Source organism: Azospirillum terrae, assembly GCF_053470425.1.
Genome location: NZ_JBPXMR010000001.1, coordinates 107492 through 125131, shown reverse-complemented (window position 1 = coordinate 125131; position 17640 = coordinate 107492). Strand labels below are relative to the sequence as shown.

At 69.1% G+C, this 17640-nt stretch carries 18 protein-coding genes; 2 read left to right on the top strand and 16 right to left on the bottom strand.

Features of this window, described 5'->3' with window-relative positions:
- Complete coding sequence (locus ACSVDD_RS00585) at positions 1-729, bottom strand: Crp/Fnr family transcriptional regulator (protein ID WP_448187340.1); 729 nt, start codon at positions 727-729, stop codon at positions 1-3.
- Between the two features lie 116 nt (positions 730-845).
- Between ACSVDD_RS00585 and ACSVDD_RS00580 the strand changes: the two genes are divergently transcribed.
- A complete protein-coding gene (locus ACSVDD_RS00580; RefSeq protein WP_448187339.1) occupies positions 846-1241 on the top strand; it encodes a hypothetical protein in 396 nt (131 codons plus the stop codon).
- 1 nt (position 1242) lies between these two features.
- On the opposite strand, the gene ACSVDD_RS00575 is transcribed toward ACSVDD_RS00580, so the two are convergent.
- Positions 1243-1740 (bottom strand): isoprenylcysteine carboxyl methyltransferase family protein, encoded by a 498-nt coding sequence (locus tag ACSVDD_RS00575; protein WP_448187338.1) that lies wholly within the window; start codon positions 1738-1740, stop codon positions 1243-1245.
- Position 1741: 1 nt separating this feature from the next.
- Positions 1742-2794: a type III polyketide synthase gene (locus tag ACSVDD_RS00570; protein ID WP_448187337.1), complete on the bottom strand. Its 1053-nt coding sequence runs from the start codon at positions 2792-2794 to the stop codon at positions 1742-1744.
- A gap of 117 nt (positions 2795-2911) precedes the next feature.
- Here ACSVDD_RS00570 and ACSVDD_RS00565 point away from each other — a divergent pair, with 117 nt between their 5' ends.
- Complete coding sequence (locus tag ACSVDD_RS00565) at positions 2912-3631, top strand: DUF502 domain-containing protein (RefSeq protein ID WP_448187336.1); 720 nt, start codon at positions 2912-2914, stop codon at positions 3629-3631.
- 1 nt (position 3632) lies between these two features.
- Here the strand turns inward: ACSVDD_RS00565 and recG are convergent, their stop codons facing one another.
- The 13 genes from recG to ACSVDD_RS00500 all read right to left on the bottom strand — a co-directional run bounded on the left by recG (position 3633) and on the right by ACSVDD_RS00500 (position 17550).
- Positions 3633-5714: an ATP-dependent DNA helicase RecG gene (recG, locus tag ACSVDD_RS00560; RefSeq protein WP_448187335.1), complete on the bottom strand. Its 2082-nt coding sequence runs from the start codon at positions 5712-5714 to the stop codon at positions 3633-3635.
- Positions 5715-5798: 84 nt separating this feature from the next.
- Positions 5799-6587: a VOC family protein gene (locus ACSVDD_RS00555; RefSeq protein WP_448187334.1), complete on the bottom strand. Its 789-nt coding sequence runs from the start codon at positions 6585-6587 to the stop codon at positions 5799-5801.
- A 108-nt stretch (positions 6588-6695) separates the two neighbouring features.
- Positions 6696-7274 (bottom strand): septal ring lytic transglycosylase RlpA family protein, encoded by a 579-nt coding sequence (locus ACSVDD_RS00550; RefSeq protein WP_448187333.1) that lies wholly within the window; start codon positions 7272-7274, stop codon positions 6696-6698.
- A gap of 51 nt (positions 7275-7325) precedes the next feature.
- Positions 7326-8744 carry a homospermidine synthase gene (locus ACSVDD_RS00545; protein WP_448187332.1) on the bottom strand — a complete coding sequence of 473 codons (1419 nt, stop codon included), beginning with the start codon at positions 8742-8744 and terminating at the stop codon, positions 7326-7328.
- 117 nt (positions 8745-8861) lie between these two features.
- Positions 8862-10115, bottom strand: coding sequence for a type III PLP-dependent enzyme (locus ACSVDD_RS00540; RefSeq protein WP_448187331.1), 1254 nt, complete (start codon positions 10113-10115; stop codon positions 8862-8864).
- A gap of 457 nt (positions 10116-10572) precedes the next feature.
- A complete protein-coding gene (locus ACSVDD_RS00535; RefSeq protein ID WP_448187330.1) occupies positions 10573-11406 on the bottom strand; it encodes a bacteriohemerythrin in 834 nt (277 codons plus the stop codon).
- A gap of 143 nt (positions 11407-11549) precedes the next feature.
- Entirely contained in the window at positions 11550-12095 is a 546-nt protein-coding gene (locus ACSVDD_RS00530) for a 1,2-dihydroxy-3-keto-5-methylthiopentene dioxygenase (RefSeq protein ID WP_448187329.1), read from the bottom strand.
- On the bottom strand, positions 12092-13330 hold the full coding sequence (locus ACSVDD_RS00525) for an MFS transporter (protein WP_448187328.1): 1239 nt from the start codon (positions 13328-13330) through the stop codon (positions 12092-12094). The genes ACSVDD_RS00530 and ACSVDD_RS00525 overlap by 4 nt, the downstream gene beginning before the upstream one ends.
- Positions 13331-13382: 52 nt before the next feature.
- On the bottom strand, positions 13383-14075 hold the full coding sequence (locus tag ACSVDD_RS00520) for a histidine phosphatase family protein (RefSeq protein ID WP_448187327.1): 693 nt from the start codon (positions 14073-14075) through the stop codon (positions 13383-13385).
- Complete coding sequence (locus ACSVDD_RS00515; protein ID WP_448187326.1) at positions 14075-14413, bottom strand: DUF6285 domain-containing protein; 339 nt, start codon at positions 14411-14413, stop codon at positions 14075-14077. Before ACSVDD_RS00515 ends, ACSVDD_RS00520 begins: the two co-directional genes overlap by 1 nt.
- 144 nt (positions 14414-14557) lie before the next feature.
- A complete protein-coding gene (locus ACSVDD_RS00510; protein WP_448187325.1) occupies positions 14558-15574 on the bottom strand; it encodes a phosphotransferase family protein in 1017 nt (338 codons plus the stop codon).
- Positions 15571-16767: an acyl-CoA dehydrogenase family protein gene (locus ACSVDD_RS00505; protein WP_448187324.1), complete on the bottom strand. Its 1197-nt coding sequence runs from the start codon at positions 16765-16767 to the stop codon at positions 15571-15573. Before ACSVDD_RS00505 ends, ACSVDD_RS00510 begins: the two co-directional genes overlap by 4 nt.
- Positions 16768-16782: 15 nt before the next feature.
- Positions 16783-17550 (bottom strand): SDR family NAD(P)-dependent oxidoreductase, encoded by a 768-nt coding sequence (locus ACSVDD_RS00500; RefSeq protein ID WP_448187323.1) that lies wholly within the window; start codon positions 17548-17550, stop codon positions 16783-16785.
- Between the last annotated feature and the right edge of the window lie 90 nt (positions 17551-17640).

The following is a 17640-nucleotide window of genomic DNA, read 5'->3' as shown; positions in this document are numbered from 1 at the left end:
CTACAGCGCGCCCCGCACGTCCTCGACCATGCGCTCCAGCTGGGCAAGGTCGCGGATCACCAGGGCGGTGCCGCGTTTCGCCAGCAGGCCGTCGCGGGTCAGGTCGCCTAGCACGCGGGCCACCGTCTCGCGCGTCGTGCTGACCCGCGCGGCGATGTCGGAATGGACGGGAATCGGATCGAGTACCGCGGTATTGTCCGGCCGCGCGTTCAGGCGGGCGAGGCGCAGCAGTTCCGCGTGGACGCGGTTGTTGGCGCCCAGCGTGCTCAGTTCCATGATGCGGTCGGTGCTGCGCCGGGCGATGCCGGACAGCCGGCGCATCACCGCCTGCGCCAGTTCCGGGTGGCCGGTGACCAGTTCCAGAAACGGGCGGGGGGCGAGGAAGGCGATCAGCGTGCCGTCGTCCAGCGCCACCACCGAAGCCGAGCGCGGGCCACCGTCCACCGCCGCCATTTCCCCCACCATGCCGCCGGCCGGAATGTCGTCGAAGCTGATCTCGCGGCCCGAGGCGGAGTGATTCACCACCCGCACCCGGCCGTGCACCACGAAGCAGACGTCCTGCGTACCGCCCTGCTGGTCGAGGATCTGTTCACCGGCGGCGAAGTGGCGCCAGCGGCAACGGCGCGCCGTTGCCGCCCGGACCTCGGGGTCCAGCGGTCGGAGGATCTCGACGGCGTCGAGCGTGGGATGAGCGGGCTCGGTCACACCACCGACGATAGCCCAGCTCAAGCCCAGTTACCACCCTTGGCCCGCGGCTATTGCGACTTTGGTAACTGGCCGTTAACCAGAACACTGGACTAATGGCGTACGAACGATTTCAGACGCCCGTTCTCCGGAGCCCGACGATGAACATCCCGACCGCCGACCGCATCGACGCCCAGCGCCTCCTGTCCGTCGTCGCCATCCCCTTGGCCGCGGCGATCGCCATGGCCTCGGCGGTGGCCGCCATGGGCGGCGCCGGGGACCGCATCGCCGAGGCCGGCGGTGCCGCGGCCTTCGTGCTGAGCTTCGTAAAGCTCTGCTATCTGGCGGTGGGCATGGCGCACCTCTCCGGCGCCATCGCCGAGAAGGCCAATGGGGGCCTGCCCGCCGGCCTGTGGCTGGACGAGAGCGAGGAGCCGAAGCCGCTGCCGCACGGCGCCGACCCGTTCTGGCACGCCTTCCCCAACCATGTGGACGGCGCCGCCATCGCCATCGGCGTGACGATGCTGACGTTCCTGGCCGCCGAGTTGATGGGGTAGATCACGACGCCCGCGGCGCCAGGGCGGTTTCCTCGACCCGAATGCGGTACAGCGTCAGCGGCACGTTGAGCAGCGAGACCAGCACCGCCAGCCAGATCTCCCCGAAAGCCAGCGGCAACACGGCCAGTTCGCCGGCCACCACCAGATAGTTCGGGTGCCGCACCCAGCGGTACGGCCCGCGCCGCACCAGCGGCGCTCCGGCCAAGGTGACGACCCGCGTCGTCCAGTAGCGCCCCAGCGACGCGATCACCCACACCCGCCCGGCCTGCAACAGCACGAACAGCGCCAGCAGCCAGGGATTCACCGGCGCGTCCGCTGGGGTCAGCGCGAACAGCGCGGCCAGCCAGCCACCGTGCAGCAGGACGAACAGCGGGTAGTGCGCCGCCCCCTCCTCCCGCGCACCGGCGGCCAGCAGGCGCTTGGTGTTGCGCTGCGCCACCGCCAGTTCACCAAGTCGCTGGGCGGCCACCAGCAGGACGATCACCTGCGGCCAGCCCACCTCAGACCTCCATCAACATCAGAGCGGCGGTAAAACCGGGGCCGAGCGCGGTCAGCAGTTGCAGGCCCGTGGCGCCCGCCGTCAGCCGCCGTTCCAGCACGAACATGACGCTGGCCGCCGACATGTTGCCGCAGTCGCGCAGGACCGCCCAGGCGTCGCTCAGCCCTTCGCCCAGAGGGGCCAGCGCCTCCTCCATGGCGAGCAGAACCTTGGTGCCGCCGGGGTGGCTGACCAGCCCGGCGATGTCGCTCAACGCAAGCCCCGCGCGGGTAAGAAAGTCGTCGGTGACGCCGCGGAAGCGGGTGCGGACGATGTCCGGGATGTCCTGGCGGAAGATGACGCCCAGCCCGTCGTCCTCGACCCGCCAGCCCATCACGCCGCGGGTGCCCGGCCATGTGTGCTCGGCGCTGGCCAGCAGGCGCGGGCCGTCGCCCTCATCCATGCGCAGCACGGCAGCGGCGGCACCATCGGCGAACAGCGCGCTGGCGACCACGTTGGTCGGCGTCGCCTCGCCGGGGCGGAAGGCCAGCGTGCACAGTTCCACCACCAGGAACAGCACCGCCTTGCCCGGCATCGCCCGCGCCGTCATCGACGCCCGCGCCAGCCCCAGCACGCCGCCGGCACAGCCCAGCCCGAACACCGGAAGCCGCACCGTGTCGGGGCGGAAGCCCATGCGCTCCAGCAGCAGCGCCTCCAGACTCGGCGTCGAGATTCCGGTCGTGCAGGCGCAGACGATGGCGTCGACGTCGGCCGGGCGCAGGCGTGCGCGCTCCAGCGCTTGCGCCGCCGCCTGCGCCAGCAGGTCGAGCGCCTTGTCCTGGAAGGCGGCCATGCGCTCGGGCCAGCCGCGCGGCTCCAGATACCATTCCAGCGGCATGCAGGTGTGGCGGGTTTCGATCCCGGTGTTGGGGAAGACCGGCGCGAGCCGGTCGAAGTCGCGCATGCGCGCGGCGAAGACGGCGCGCGCGGTGTCCAGCGTCTCCGCCTGGGTGACGCGGTGCGGCGGCAACGCGGTCGCCACCGCCAGCAATCTCGGATTCGTGTTCATTGCCATGAAAGTTGTAGCGGATGGGCGCGTCCGCCACCCCCCTCGGTCATTCCGCCGCAACCCCTGGACCGTGAAGGCGTCCTATATCACTATGGTGTGTCACGATTTTTTCCGGGGACCCGCGTGGACGGCACCGAACAGCACGGCGAAACGCCCCTCCCCCAACCGCCGCCCACGCCGCGCAGCCGGCGCGAAGGCATCGGGTTGATGGGGCGGCTGCGCGCCTATTTCCTCGCCGGCATCCTGGTGGCGGCGCCCATCGCTATCACAGTCTATCTAGCGTCCTGGTTCATCGAGCTGATCGACAGCCGCATCCGCCCGCTGATCCCCAGCGCCTACAACCCGGAGAATTACCTCGCCTTTTCCATCCCCGGCCTCGGCGTGGTGGTGGTGATTGTCGTGCTGACGCTGATCGGCGCCTTCGCCGCCGGCTACGTCGGCCGCCTCGTGCTGCGCATGGGCGAAGGGCTGGTCGGGCGCACGCCGGTGGTGCGCAGCGTCTATGGCGCCGTGAAGCAGATCGTCGAGACGGTGGTCGCCAACAAGTCCAAGGCGTTCCGCGAGGTCGTGCTGGTCGAGTACCCGCGCAAGGGCGTGTGGTCGCTGGGCTTCATCACCGGCACCGCGCACCCCGAGGCGCAGCGCGTGTCGCCGGACACGCTGGTGAGCGTCTTCATCCCCTGCGCGCCGCCGACCGCCGGCTACTTGGTGTTCGTGCCGAAACGCGAGGTGACGGTGATGGACATGACCGTCGAGGAAGGGCTGAAGATGGTGCTGTCCGCCGGCATCGTGACGCCGCCGGTGAAACCGGTGGACGAGGAGCCGGAGCGGATCAGCGCGTGAATCACCCGGACCGCAGCGTCTTCGCCGCCGCATCGCGCTCGAACAGGTAGAGCAGCGTGCGGAGCGCCTGACCGCGTGGTGTCGCCAAATCCGGGTCGCGGTCGACGATCAGGCGGGCGTCGTCGCGGGCGGCGGCCAGCAGTTCGCCATGCTCGGCCAGATCGGCCATGCGGAACTCCGGCAGGCCGGACTGGCGGGTGCCCAGCACCTCGCCGGCACCGCGCAGGCGCAGATCCTCTTCGGCGATGACGAAGCCGTCCTCGGTGTCGCGCAACGTCTTCAGACGGGCGCGGGCGGTCTCGGTCAGGTGCGGGTCGAACAGCAGCAGGCAACTCGACGGCTTCTCGCCGCGCCCGACCCGGCCGCGCAACTGGTGAAGCTGGGCGAGGCCGAAGCGCTCGGCGTGTTCGATCACCATCACCGTCGCCTCGGGGACGTTGACGCCGACCTCGATGACCGTGGTGGCGACCAGCACGTCGAGGCGCCCTTCCGCGAAGGCGGCCATCACCGCGTCCTTGTCGGGGCCGCGCATCTTGCCGTGCACCAGCCCTACCCGTTCGCCGAACGTGGCGCGCAGGAACGCGTGCCGCTCCGTCGCGGCGGCGAGGTCGAGCTGTTCGGATTCCTCCACCAGCGGGCAGACCCAGTAGACGCGCGCGCCCTCGGCCACCTTGCGGTGGATGCCGGACACCACCTCCTCCAGCCGGTCGAGCGCGATGGTAGCGGTCTGCACCGGCTTGCGGCCAGCGGGCTTCTCCAGCAGGCGCGAGACATCCATGTCGCCGTAGGCGGTCAGCGTCAGCGTGCGCGGGATCGGCGTGGCGGTCATCACCAGCACGTCCACGCCGCGCCCCTTGGCCGACAGTTGCAGGCGCTGGTGCACACCAAAGCGGTGCTGTTCGTCGATCACCGCGACGGCGAGGTCCTTGAACGCCACGTCCTCCTGGAACAGCGCGTGGGTGCCGATGAGGATCGGCAACTCGCCCGACGCCAGCCGCTCCAGCACCGCCGCACGCGGCTTGCCCTTATCGCGGCCGGTCAGCAGGGCGATGTCCACCCCGGCCGCCTTGCACAGCGGCGCCAGGGTCTCGGCGTGCTGGCGGGCCAGGATCTCGGTGGGCGCCATCAGCGCCGCCTGGGCGCCGGCCTCCACCGCGTTCAGCATCGCCAGCAGCGCTACGACGGTCTTGCCGCTGCCCACATCGCCCTGGAGCAGGCGCAGCATGCGACGCTCGGCCGCCATGTCCTCGTCGATCTCCTGGAGCGACTGCACCTGCGAGGCGGTCAGCTCGAACGGCAGCGCCTTCGATACCAGCGCGCGCAGTCGGCCATCTCCACGGGTGGCGCGGCCGACGAGGCGGCGCTGTTGCAGGCGCACGAGCGTCAGCGCCAGTTGGTTCGACAGCAGCTCGTCGAAGGCCAGGCGCAGGCGAATCGGCCCGGAGAGGGAGAGGTCGGCCTCGTCCTCAGGGTGGTGGGCGCGGTGGATCGCCTCGTGCCATGACGGCCAACCGCGCCGCGCCAGCCACGCGGAATCCTGCCACTCCGGCAGCGCCGGCACCTCGGCCACCACGGAGCGGATCGCCTTGCGCAGCGTCTTGGCCGGCAGGCCGGCGGTCATCGGGTAGACGGGCTCCACCGCCTCGATCTCGTCGCGGGCGTCCTCGGTGGTGACGGCGTCGGGGTGCGGCATCTGGAGCGTGGAGTTGAACCACTCCACCCGGCCGCTGACGACGATGGTCTTGCCGACCGGGATCTGCTTTTCCAGCCACGCGCCGCGGGCGTGGAAGTAGATCAGTTCCAGCACGCCGGTCTCGTCAGTGCAGCGCACCTTGTAGGGGTGGCGCGTGTTGATCGGCTCAACGTGCGAATCGACGCGCACCGTCAGCGTGCAGACACGCCCGCCCGGCGCCTCGGCGATCTTCGGCGCGAAGCGGCGGTCGATGATGCCGCTGGGCAGGTGCCACAGCAGGTCCACGGCCCACGGGCCGGCGAGCTTCTCGGCCAGCTTGGCGAGCTTCGGGCCGAGGCCGGGCAGGCTGGACAGCGGCTTGAACAGGGGGAACAGGACGGGGGGGCGCATCACCCCAATCAATCCCGCGCCCGCGCGGGGCCGTCAAGGGGGAGTTCCAGGGCGGCGGCGCCCTGGAACCCGGCAGCCGGCCAATCAGGGCTTCGGCGCGACGAGCGAGAACATCGCCCCTTGCGGGTCGAGCCCCTGGACGATCCAGCTTCCACCCGGCACTTGGTGAGGGCCGTTGATGATCTGCCCGCCGCGGGAGGTGACGCGCTCCACCGCCGCGTTGATGGCCTCGACGTTGAAGTAATAGTTCCAGAACGGCACCGGCACGGCGTCCGGCTTGGTCATCATGCCGCCGAAGGCCGGGCCTCCCTCCTCGCCGCCCGGGGCGAAGAGCTGATAGGTGCCCATCGGCCCCATGTCGACCGCGTCGGCCTTCACCCAGCCGAAGATCTTGGCATAGAAGTCGAAGGCGGTCGGCCCGTCCGCCGCATACAGCTCATGCCAGCCGGCGTGGCCCGGAGTGCCGGCCGCGACCGGCGGCGGAGCCTCGCCGCTGCACGCCGTCTTGAACAGGGCGAACACGGCGCCCTGGGCATCGGCGAGAATCGCGAAACGACCGACGCCCGGAATGTCGTCCGGGGCGCGATACACCCGGCCGCCGGCCTCTTGCACCTTGCCGGCGTACGCGTCCACATCGTCCACCGCGACGTAGCCGATCCAGCCCGGCCGCGCGCCGGCCGCGCGCGCCTGCTCGGGCAGAATCATCACCCCGCTCACCGGGGACTCACCCGCGGTGAAGAGCGTGTAGGACACGCCCGGCACGCCGGCATCGCGGGAGCCCCAGCCGATCACGCCCCGATAGAAATCCTCCGCTGCCTTCATGTCGGCCGTCATCAGCTCATACCAGACGAACTTGCCGTGGAAACTCGGCATGACAGCGCCTCCCGTCGATTGTGGATCGATGCCCTTCGGGATCGGTCCAGCGGTTCAGATCGCCCAGTCTTTGGGCGCCCGGCGCTGTCTGTCAACTCCGGCAACGTCCTACTTGCCGGACCCGCTGCCGCCCTGTCCGGCTTTGCCCGAGGCACCGGCTTCGACCTTTTCCGCCTTTTCCTCGACCTTCCCCTTGACCTCTTCGGTGGGTTGTTCCGAGGGTTTTGCCTCCACGCGAACCGAAGCGACCCCGTCTTCCTTGCTCAGGCCGATGTCCTTTGCCGCCTTCTCCGACAGATCGATCACCCGGCCGGGCACATAGGGCCCGCGGTCGTTGACGATGACGTCGGTGCTCTTGCCGGTTTCCTCGTTGGTGACCGTGGCCTTGGAGCCGAGCGGCAGTTCCTTGGACGCCGCGGTCGGCTTGTTCTTGTCGAACTTTTCGCCCGTGGCGGTCTTCTTGCCCTGGAACTCTCCGCCGTAGAAGGACCCCTTGCCTTCGTGGACAATGACCGGCTCACCGTTGTCCGAGCGTTCGACCTCGATCTTGGTACTTTTCCCCTCGGCCAGTGCCGCCGTCGTTGTGCCGGCAAGCGCCAGCGCCGCAAGAATCGCAAATGTCTTCATGGTTTCGACCCTCCATTGGTTGGAGCAAACCGCTTGGAGAGCGAAGGGTTCCGGGAACAAAAAAGGGCGCTCCCATGGGAGCGCCCCTTTTCCGTTCGGAATACGTGCCGCTTACACCACCCGGAAGTTCTTGAACTGCCAGGGGCAGTCGGTGTCCACATCCTCCGGGAACAGGACTCCGCGATCCTCCAGCGGGGTCCAGTCGCCGTATGCGCCGACAACCTTGCCGAGGTACGGGGAGCAGACCTCCAGCACGCGCTGGAAATCCAGTTCCTCCGGCTCGACCACACCGGCGGTCGGGTTCTCGATGGCCCAGACGATGCCGGCCAGCACCGCCACGGTCACCTGCAACGAGGTGGCGTTGTTGTACGGGATGATCTCGCGCGTCTCCTCGATGGACAGGCGCGAGCCGTACCAATAGGCGCCCTTCTTGTGGCCCATCAGCAGCACGCCCAGTTCGTCGATGCCGCTGACGATCTCGTCCATCATCAGGCGCTTGCTCGGCTGCATGCGCCAGTTCTTGCCGGCCAGTTCGTGCACCGACTTCACCGCATCGTCGCAGGGGTGGTAGGCGTAGTGCACGGTCGGGCGGTAGATCACCTTATCGCCCTGCTTGACCGTGTAGTAGTCGGCGGTCGAGATCGCCTCGCTGTGGGTGATCAGGAAGCCGTGGAACGGCCCTTCCAGCGGCGTCCAGGTGCGCACGCGGGTGCTGGCGCCGGGGCGCAGCAGGTAGATGGCGGCGTCCGAGCCGAACTCATGGCGGCGGCCATCGGCCGGCAGTGCCTTCTCGTGGCTGCCCCAGCCCAGTTCGGCCGGCTGGCAGCCCTCGGACACGAAGCCGTCGATGGACCAGGTGTTGACGAACTCGCCCACCTTCTTCGGCTGGTTGGCGACCTGGGTGTCGCGCTCGGCGACGTGGATGACCTTGACGCCCAACTCGGCGGCCAGATTGGCCCAGCCGGCGCGATCCTTCGGCACGTCGGCTTTCACGCCGGTGTCGCGGGCGATGTCCAGCAGCGCCTGCTTGATGAAGTGCGACACCAGACCGGGGTTGGCGCCGTGCGTCAGCACCGCCGTCGGACCGCCGGCATACTTCACCTTGTGGCCGAGCGCCGACTCACGCAGAGCGTAGTTGGAGCGCAGGCTGGGGGTCAGGTTCGGGTCGGTGTAGCCGCCGGGCCAGGGCTCGATGCAGGTGTCGAGGTAGAACGCGCCCACCTCGTGGCAGAACTCGACCAGCGCGATGGACGACACGTCCACCGACAAATTGACCAGGAAGTCGCCCTTGCCGAGCATCGGCGTCAGCACCTGGACGAAGTTGTCCTTGGTGAGCGGCAGGTTGAGGAAGCGAACGCCGTATTCGTTCGCTTCATCGTGCCCGCGCTCCTCGGCGGTGACGATGGTGATCTGCTCGGCCTTGATGCCGATGTGGCGGAAGATGAGCGGCAGAACGCCCTGGCCGATCGAGCCGAAGCCGACGATGACCATACGACCGGTAAAGTCGCAGTGTTTGGTGTTCCGGGTCATGGGTGGGTCCCCCAGGTCTAAGATCCACGAATGGCCACATCGGCCGTTCCCCCCACCGGACGGTGGGAGGTGCGCGGGGGTTCTATACTCGATATTTTCGCGATTGCAAAAATTTGCTCACGCCGCACGTGCCGGCAAGCGATGTCCGGGCGTTTCCAGCAGCGGGCGGTCGGCGACTTCCACCAGACGCGCCTGGTCGAAACCGTTGAACGCCGTGCGCAAGCAGGCACCGTAGGCACCCAACTGGCCGACCTCGATCCAGTCGCCCTCGCGCATGTCGGCGGGCAGCAGGAACGGCCCCTTCATGCGGTCGGCGCTGTCGCAGGTCGGCCCGTAGAAGGCGAACGGCGCAAGCTCCGTCTCGCTTTCCGCCTCGAACGGACGGATCCGCCGCACCGGATAGCGAAAGCCGGTTGGACCCGCGTCGGACAGGCTGCCGTACACGCCGTCGTTGATGAACAGCTCATCCCCGCGGCGCTTCGCCACCTGCACCACCACCGACACGCCGCCCGCCACCAGGGCACGCCCCGGCTCGCACCAGACGCGGCAGTGCGCCGGCAGGTCGAGCGTGGCGATTCCGCGGGCGATGGCCGCCATGAAGTCGTCGAGCGGCGGCGGGGTGACGTCCGGGTAGGACACCGGGAAGCCGCCGCCCACGTCAAGCACGTCGATCACCACGCCGGACTCGGCAATGACCCGGCCGGCAAGCGCCAGCGCGCGCTCGTAGGCGCCGGGGTCGAGCATCTGCGAACCGACATGGAAGCTCACGCCGATCCGGGGCGCCACAGCGCGCACGGCGCGCAACAGCTTGACCGCGTCCTCCGCCAGGGCGCCGAACTTGCCGGACAAATCGTAGACCGCGTTGCCCTTCGGCAGCGCCAGCCGCACGACGAGGCCGAGGTCGGCGGCGTCGTCCGTCTCCTGCATGAGCTTTTGCAGTTCGTCCATGGAGTCGAGGACGAAGTCGCGCACGCCGTACTGATGGTACGCCTGCCGGATCGCCTGCCGGCCCTTGACCGGGTGCATGTAGTGCAACTCGGCACCGGGGAACATCTGGCGGACCAGACGCACCTCGCCCAGCGACGCCACGTCGAAGTGGCGCACCCCGCCGTCCCACAGCGCGCGCAGCACCGCCGGCTCGGGGTTGCACTTCACGGCGTACAGAACGTCGCCAGCGGTGGCCTCGCCGAAGGCGGCGACGAAGCGGCGCGCCGTCTCGGCCAGCACGCCGGGGCGGATGCAGTGCATGGGGTCCTCGGGCCGGTGCAGGGCAACGGCCTGGGAGACCGACGGGCGATGCCCCGCGGGCGTGGCGGAGGACAGGCCGCGGCGCAGCGGCGTGACGGCGGAACGGGGACGGATGAAGCCCATGGCGCACTCCTTGTCCGCGGCCCTCTTGGGGGCACGCGAGCAGACAGCGGTCCAGCGCGGCGTTTCACAGCCGCAGACCAGATCAAGATTGTCGGAAGGTGACGGATTCAGTCGGAGTCGTGCGCAGGCCCGGGCTCAACAGCTCCGGGTTTTCACGGCGTCGATGTCCGGCTGGGGCTTACCGTCTGAGGGCCCTGCCGTGGCGACTGGACAACATACTGTGCTCCCTCTCGGGACCGGCCCACTGATGACCGGCTCTGCCAAAAAGGACGCGGTACGTCGTTGCATAACCACAGTGGGCCATAGGCACGTGCGAGTGCGTCGTGCCCTACGAAATACGCCGAACAGCCGGCGATTCAAGTGATATTTTGGTGACGCCGGCCCCACCCCGTGCAAGGCCGAAAAACACCTTGCCGATCAACGGCCTACGACAGTTTTCCGACAGCGGAACGTGCGCTTACGCCAGCGCCGGCGGGCGGACCAGCCCCATCACCAGGAAGTGCGGGCGGTCGCAGACCAGGATGTGGTCCATCAGCCAGAAACGCAGAAAGTCGCGCACCGCGACCTCCAGTTCGATCACCCCGGCGACGACCTGATCGCGCATGGCGAGGAACTGCCCTTCCATCAGCTTGTGGCTGGCGGCGTGGCTGAGGCAACGCGTCGGCGAGGCGGCGCGCATCACCCGCTCCTCCGCCTCGAAGTGCGCCCGCACGTGCAGGCCCACACGATCCAGCAGCGCCAGCGCGTCCGCCCGATCATGCACGCCGATGGCCAGACGGTGCAGTTCGTTGATGAGGCTGGCCAGTTCGCGGTGTTGGGCGTCGATGGGTTCGACGCCGGTCTCGAAGCCGCTGCTCCAGCCGATCAGGTCGGCGCCGGGCGCCGGGGCGGGGGCGGCGCGCAGCAGGCTGGCGTAGGCGCCGTCGTGCTTGATCTCGTGCTGGGACAACGCGCTGTCGAGCGTGCCCGCCACCGTGCACAGGAAATCGTGCGAGACGTCGCACTCACGCAGGTAGTCCACCAGCCGGCTGACCTGACGGCCCAGCGCCTGATGCTGCTCGGCGTGCTCCTCCCAACCGGAGAAGCCGCAGGCGCGCAGGATCATTTCCTCGTGGCCGAAGTGAACGGTCATTTCGTCGACGAAGGCGTCGAAACAGGGAACCACCCGCTCACGCGGGATACCATCGGCGCACAGCTCGCGGATCTCGCTGATGCGGCGCAGCAGGGCCGTGTGGGTGCCGTCGATGAAGCCGTTTCCGGATTCCGCGACCGCGAGACCTGTCGGCGCCATGCTCACCTCGGTATGTCCAGCGCCACCACCATGAAGGGAGCCGGCGCACGCGTTTCTCTCTTCAAATATTTCTAACGTTTGTAATAATTCGTATCAACACCTCTTGCCGTTTCCGCTTAGCACAAATCGCCGCACCCCAAGGCTCAGGGCACGTAAGGGGGGAACCGTTCGGCGATGGACGCGCCGGTGTAGGTGGCCACCCAGCCGTTCGGGCGGGTGAAGAAGCGGATGGCCGTGAAGGACGGCTGCGATCCCATGTCGAACCAGTGCCGGGTTCCGGCCGGCACGCTGATCAGGTCGCCGCGCTCGCATTCCACCCGGTACACCTTGCGCCCGATGTGCAGCAGGAAGCAGCCCGAACCGGCGACGAAGAAGCGCGCCTCGTCCTCGGTGTGGGTGTGCTCCGACATGAACCGGGTGCGCAGATCCTCCACGCCCGGCGTATCGGGCGCCACCCGCACCACATCCGTGCACTGGAAGTGACGGTGCAGTTGCAGCCGCTCGATCGCCGGGGCGTAGGCCGCGGTCACGGCCGCCTCGTCGGCGTCCGTCGGCAGCGCCGCCGCGGCGTCCCAGCGCTCGAACAGCACGCCGGCCTGCGCGAGGTGCGACGCGACCATCAGATAGTCATGGGCCTCCAACTCGGGCGTGACGGGATCGGTGTCCCAATAGACGGCGAGGCTGGTCATGCGTCCGTTTCCTTGTGATCCCCCGGCAGAATGCCCGCCCTATGCAAACGATGCAACCGCAACGCGATCAACACCGCGACCATCATCAGCAGCCCGACCAGCCCCGCCACGCCGCCCCAGCCCAGTTCCGTCCAGAACAGCCCGCCGACGTAGCCGACGATGGTCGAGCCCATGTAGTAGCAGAACAGGTAGATGGCCGAGGCCTGGGCGCGCGCCATGCGGGCACGCTGGCCGATCCAGCCGCTGGCGATGGTGTGAGCGCCGAAGAAGGCCATGGTGAACAGCGTCAGCCCGGCAATCACCGCCACCAGCGAGTCCGGCAGCATCAGCGCCAATCCCGCCAGCGTCAGCAGCACCGCCGCCAGCAGCACCGGGCCGCTGCCGTGCCGGGCCGCCCGCACGCCGAACCACGGCGACCCGACCGCGCCGGCCACATAGACCAGGAAGATCGCCCCGACCAGCGCCGGCCGCAGGTCGAACGGCGGTGCCGCCAGCCGGAATCCCGCATAATTGTAGACCGTGACGAAGGCGCCCATGAGTAGGAAGCCCATGGCGAACAGCCCGCGCAGGCCGGGATCGGCGAGGTGCCCCCGCCAGGCCCGGCCGAGGTCGCGCAGGCCGGCACTCCGCCGCACGAAATGCTTCGAGGCCGGCAGCCCCGCCCACAGCCAGCCCGCCGCGACCAATCCGAGCAGCCCGATCACCGCCATGGCGACGCGCCAGTTCGCCAGATCCGCGACCACCGCGGTCAGCACGCGCCCGGACATGCCGCCCAGCGCCGTGCCGCCGATGTACAGCCCCATGGCGAGCCCGACCGAGCGCGGCTCGACCTCCTCGCCGATGTAGGCCATGGCGACGGCGGGCAGGCCGGACAGCGCCACGCCCTCCAGCGCCCGCACCGCCAGCAGCCACGACCAGTCCGGCGTCAGCGCGCCGAGCACGCCCAACACGCCGGACGCCAGCAGCGACGCGACCATCACCGGCTTGCGCCCGAACCGGTCCGACACGGCGCCGGCCACCAGCATGGAGAACGCCAGGAACCCGGTGGGCAGCGACAGCGCCAGGGCGGACTGCGCCGGGCTGACGGCGAAGGCGCGGGCGAACTCGGGCATAAGCGGCTGCACGCAATACAGCGTGGCGAAAGTCGCGAAGCCGGCGACGAACAGGCTGACCCGCGCGCGGCGAAACACCGGTGTCCCGGCCTCCAGGAACGCGCCCTCCCCGCTCTCCACCACCACGTGCTCCACCTCAACCTGTGCGATGGGGACTGTGACGGCGCGCGGCGAGTCAGTCCAGCGCCAGCAACGGGCGGAAGACCTGCTCCATGCTGGTGTCATAGCTGCCGGTCTTGGCGAGGTTGTCCGGCGTCACGTTCACCGCCTTGAGGAAGCGGCGGCTGACGCGGCCGTCCGCCACGTCGAAATCCAGCACGTTGAACGCGCCGTAGTCCTGATCGAACGCCCCCACCGCCGCCAGCCCGGCCCCGCACGCCCACGACAGCAGCAGCCGGTTCACCCCGTCGTGCCCGGCCAGCAGCAGGTGCGTCCAGCCCGGTTCCAACAACAGCCGCTCCAGCGCGCCGACGACGCGCGCCTGAACCTCGGCGATGACGTCGCCACCGGCGAAACGGGCGCCGGGCAGGTGCGCGTTGTCGAAGCCGTAGAGATAGGCGGAGGTGCGCTCCTCCTTGGGGATCAGGCGGTAGCGGCCGGCGCGGATCTCCAGGAAGCCGGGATCGTCCTCAACGGGAAGGCCGCGGCCTTCGGCGACGATCTCAGCCGTTTCGCGGGTGCGCGGCAGGCCGGAGCAGACGATGCGGTCGAACGGCACGCCCTTGAGCGCGCCCGCCGCGGCGCGGATCTGGGCGCGGCCCTCGTCGGTGAGCGGCGCCAGCTTGGGGTTCAGCGGCTGGCCGGCGGCGTCGTAATAGGACACGTGCCCATGCCGCATCAGCACGATCCGGCGGCGCGACGTGCTCATCATTGCAGGTACTTGGGGTTGGACACGGCGAGGCGGGCGCGGGCGATCTCCCACAGGACCGGGCGCAGGTCCGGCCGGTCGTCGAAGCGACCCTCGGCTATCGCGGCGCACAGGCGGCGCGACAGCGTGTCGGCGTCGCCGTCCTCGCCCAGCAGGCGCTTCAGGGAGTCCGTCGCGTCGGCACCGCCCTTCAGCTCGCGCTCGGCAATGGACAGCGCGTTGGCGATCATCAGCGCCGGGAAGCGCTGCTCCGCCGGCACGGCGGGCAGCACCACGTCGCGGAATGTCTTCAGCGCGATGGCAATGAGGCCGGCGGCGTCGGGCTGGTCGATGGTCATGCGGTTCTCCTTCTTTTCCCTCTCCCCTCCGGGGAGAGGGAGGGGCTCGCCCGTAGGGCGGGAGGGTGAGGGTGAATCCAAGGATCCTTGCCTTTACCCTCACCCGGCGCCTGCGGCGCCACCCTCTCCCAGGGCGGGAGAGGGTTACTTCTCGACAGCATCCAAGTGCAGCAGCAAGTCATGCTCGATTTCCGGCAGCATACGGCCAGTCAACGCCAATTCCAGCGACGGCTCGGTGCCGGAGGTGTGCCGGCGGCCCTGCTGGATGGCGATGGCGGCCCAGCGCAGGTATGCGGACGCCTCCCAATACGCCACGCTCGCGGCGTCCACCCGGCGGCCGGCGGTTTCCTCGTAGCCGGCGTAGAGGTCGGCGCGGTCGGCGATGCCGCCGGCCTCGCGCTCGAACCGGCCGAAGCGCCAGGACCGCGCGCAGAACCAGCCGAGATCCTCCATGGGGTCGGACCAGCCCGCGAACTCCCAGTCGAGGATCGCCGTCAGCCGGCCATCCTTCACCAGATAGTTGCCGGTGCGGTAGTCGCGATGGCAGAGCACCACGTCACCGGACGGCGGCGCGTTGACCTCCAGCCAGCGCAGCCCGTAGGCGAGCACCGGGTCGCGCTCGGCCAATTCGCCGGCCCACTCCCGGTACTGCCGCGCGGCGTCCAGCGCCGGGCTGCGTTCGGGCAGAGGCAGGAAGTCCAGCCCTTCAGCGCCCGGCCGCACATGGTGCAGCTTGCCCAACTCGTGGCCCAGTTCGCGGGCAAGGTCGCGTTGCGGTTCATCGGACTTCACGACGCGGAAGCCGGCAGCGATGCCGTCCGCCCGGCGCATGACGTAGAACGCCCGGCCGAGCAGCCCCGTATCGTCGCAGGCGACGATGGGCTCGGGCGCGGCAACCCCGGCGGCGAAGGCGGCGCGCAGCACGGCGAACTCCTGCGCCTTGTTCAGGCTGGCCGAGACCTCCATGGGCGGGGCGGCGCGCAACACCATGGCGTGGCGCTCGCCATCCACCACCAGCGTCAGCGCCAGATTTTCGGAAATGGCGCCGCCGCTCAGCCGGCTCACCTCCTCGACGGCGACGCTGGAGGTGCCGAGCTTTTCCGCCAGCCACGCCTCAAGGCGGGGCCGCGTTTCGTCGTTGATCAGCCCGCCCATGCTCATCCCCAACTCCAGAACCCGTCGCCTTCCTTCAGGTAGAAGCCGCTCAGCACCATCTTGTGGACCTCCGAGGCGCCGTCCACCAGCTTGCCCTGGCGGGCGTAGCGGTAGATCCACTCCAGCACGGTGTCCTTGGAATAGCCCTTGGCGCCGCACAGCTGGATCGCCGTATCCGCCGCCTTGAACAGCGTGTCGGCCATCAGCACCTTGGCCATGGACAGCTCCTTCTTGGCGAACCCGCCCTGATCCAGCGTCCAGGCCGCCTTCATCACCATCAGGCGCCCCAGTTCGATCTGCATGGCCGCCTCGCCCAGCATCCACTGCACGCCCTCGTGCTGGGCCAGCGTCATGCCGAAGCTCTCGCGTTCCTTGACGTACGCCCCGGCGATCTCCAGGCAGCGCTTGGCGAGCCCGGTCCAGCGCATGCAGTGCGTCAGCCGCGCCGTGCCCAGGCGGATCTGCGTCACCTTCAGCCCGTCGCCGACGTTCATCAACACTTGGTCGTCGGGGATCTCCAGCCCGTCGAAGGCCAGTTCGCAATGGCCGCCGTGCTCCTCCGGCCCCATGATCGGGATGCGGCGCACCAACTCCCAGCCGGGCTGGTCCTTGTCGAACAGGAAGGCGGTCAGCCCCTTGCGCGTGTCGTTGGAGGTGCGGGCGATGAGGATGAAGTGCTGCGCGCCCTCGGCGCCGGTGATGAACCACTTGCGCCCGTTGACCACCCAGCGCTCGCCCTTGCGCTCGGCCGTGGTCAGCATCATCGAAGGGTCGGAGCCGCCGCCCGGCGCCGGCTCGGTCATGGCGAAGGCGGAGCGAACCTTGCCGTCGATGATCGGCTGCAGCCAGCGCTCCTTCTGCGCCTCGGTGCCGACCTTGTTGAGCACCATCATGTTGCCGTCATCCGGCGCCGACGAGTTGAAACACACCGGCCCGAAGATCGAGCGGTTCATCTCCTCGTAGCACGCCGCCATGCCGACCACCGGCAGCCCCTGCCCGCCCCTCTCCCTGGGCATCTGGAGCGCCCACAGCCCGGCCGCCTTCGCCTTGGCGCGCAGTGCTTCCAGCGCCGGCTGGGCAATCATCTCGTGCTCGTCCCAGTTGGCGCGGTCGGCCTCGACGGGGAGGATTTCCGCCTCCACGAAGGCGCGCACGCGGCGGCGGTAGTCCTCGATCTCGGGCGACAGGGCGAAGTCCATGGAAGTCGTCTCCGTTTAGAGCGAACTGACGAGATGCCCACCATCCGCGGCGAGCACCGAACCGGTCATGAAGGATGAGGCGTCGGAGCACAGCAGCAGCAACGGCCCGTCCAACTCCTCAAGCTGGCCGAGCCGGCGTTGCGGCACGCGCTTGATCAGCGCTTGCCCCACGTCGGTGGCGAAGAAGTCGCGATTGAGATCGGTCTCGATGTAGCCGGGGCACAGCGCGTTGACGCGGATGCGGTGGCGGGCCAACTCCAGCGCCATCGCCTTGGTCAGCTGGATCAGCCCGGCCTTGGAGGCGACGTACGGTGCCACCTGCCCGGCGACGCGCAGCCCGAGAATCGACGCCACGTTGACGATGGAGCCGCCGCGCCCGTGCTCCTTCATGGCGCGCGCCGACTCCTGCGCGACCAGGAAGCAGCCCTTGAGGTTGGTGTCGAGAACGCTGTCCCACTCCGTCTCTTCGATGTCGAGGACCGGCTTGGTCAGCGTGGTTCCGGCGTTGTTGACCAGAATGTCCAGCCCGCCCAGCCCCTCGGCGGCGTCGGCCACCGCTTCGCGGACGGAGGCGGCGTCGGTCACGTCCATGGGCACGGCGACCGCCTCGCCGCCGTCGCGCACGATGTCCTCGCAGACGCGCTCCAGGCTTTCGATGCGGCGGGCGGCGAGCGCCACCTTGGCGCCGGAGCGCGCCAGCACACCGGCGAAATGCCGCCCCAGGCCGCTGGAAGCGCCGGTCACCAGCGCGGCACGGCCGGTCAGGTCCACCTCGAAACTCACGCTTCCCTCCCGTATTGGCCCGTTTCCGCTGGAAAAAACGAGCGAACGCTCGTTATATTATTCACACGCGACGCTTTGCGCAACACGAGA

What these genes read in the sequence shown, in the direction of transcription:
- ACSVDD_RS00515 (WP_448187326.1), bottom strand. Translation starts at nt 14,413, where the DNA reads ATGACCATCGACCAGCCCGACGCCGCCGGCCTCATTGCCATCGCGCTG.
- ACSVDD_RS00540 (WP_448187331.1), bottom strand. Translation starts at nt 10,115, where the DNA reads ATGGGCTTCATCCGTCCCCGTTCCGCCGTCACGCCGCTGCGCCGCGGC.
- ACSVDD_RS00580 (WP_448187339.1), top strand. Translation starts at nt 846, where the DNA reads ATGAACATCCCGACCGCCGACCGCATCGACGCCCAGCGCCTCCTGTCC.
- ACSVDD_RS00545 (WP_448187332.1), bottom strand. Translation starts at nt 8,744, where the DNA reads ATGACCCGGAACACCAAACACTGCGACTTTACCGGTCGTATGGTCATC.
- ACSVDD_RS00520 (WP_448187327.1), bottom strand. Translation starts at nt 14,075, where the DNA reads ATGAGCACGTCGCGCCGCCGGATCGTGCTGATGCGGCATGGGCACGTG.
- ACSVDD_RS00510 (WP_448187325.1), bottom strand. Translation starts at nt 15,574, where the DNA reads ATGAGCATGGGCGGGCTGATCAACGACGAAACGCGGCCCCGCCTTGAG.
- ACSVDD_RS00570 (WP_448187337.1), bottom strand. Translation starts at nt 2,794, where the DNA reads ATGGCAATGAACACGAATCCGAGATTGCTGGCGGTGGCGACCGCGTTG.
- ACSVDD_RS00530 (WP_448187329.1), bottom strand. Translation starts at nt 12,095, where the DNA reads ATGACCAGCCTCGCCGTCTATTGGGACACCGATCCCGTCACGCCCGAG.
- ACSVDD_RS00535 (WP_448187330.1), bottom strand. Translation starts at nt 11,406, where the DNA reads ATGGCGCCGACAGGTCTCGCGGTCGCGGAATCCGGAAACGGCTTCATC.
- recG (WP_448187335.1), bottom strand. Translation starts at nt 5,714, where the DNA reads ATGCGCCCCCCCGTCCTGTTCCCCCTGTTCAAGCCGCTGTCCAGCCTG.
- ACSVDD_RS00555 (WP_448187334.1), bottom strand. Translation starts at nt 6,587, where the DNA reads ATGCCGAGTTTCCACGGCAAGTTCGTCTGGTATGAGCTGATGACGGCC.
- ACSVDD_RS00505 (WP_448187324.1), bottom strand. Translation starts at nt 16,767, where the DNA reads ATGGACTTCGCCCTGTCGCCCGAGATCGAGGACTACCGCCGCCGCGTG.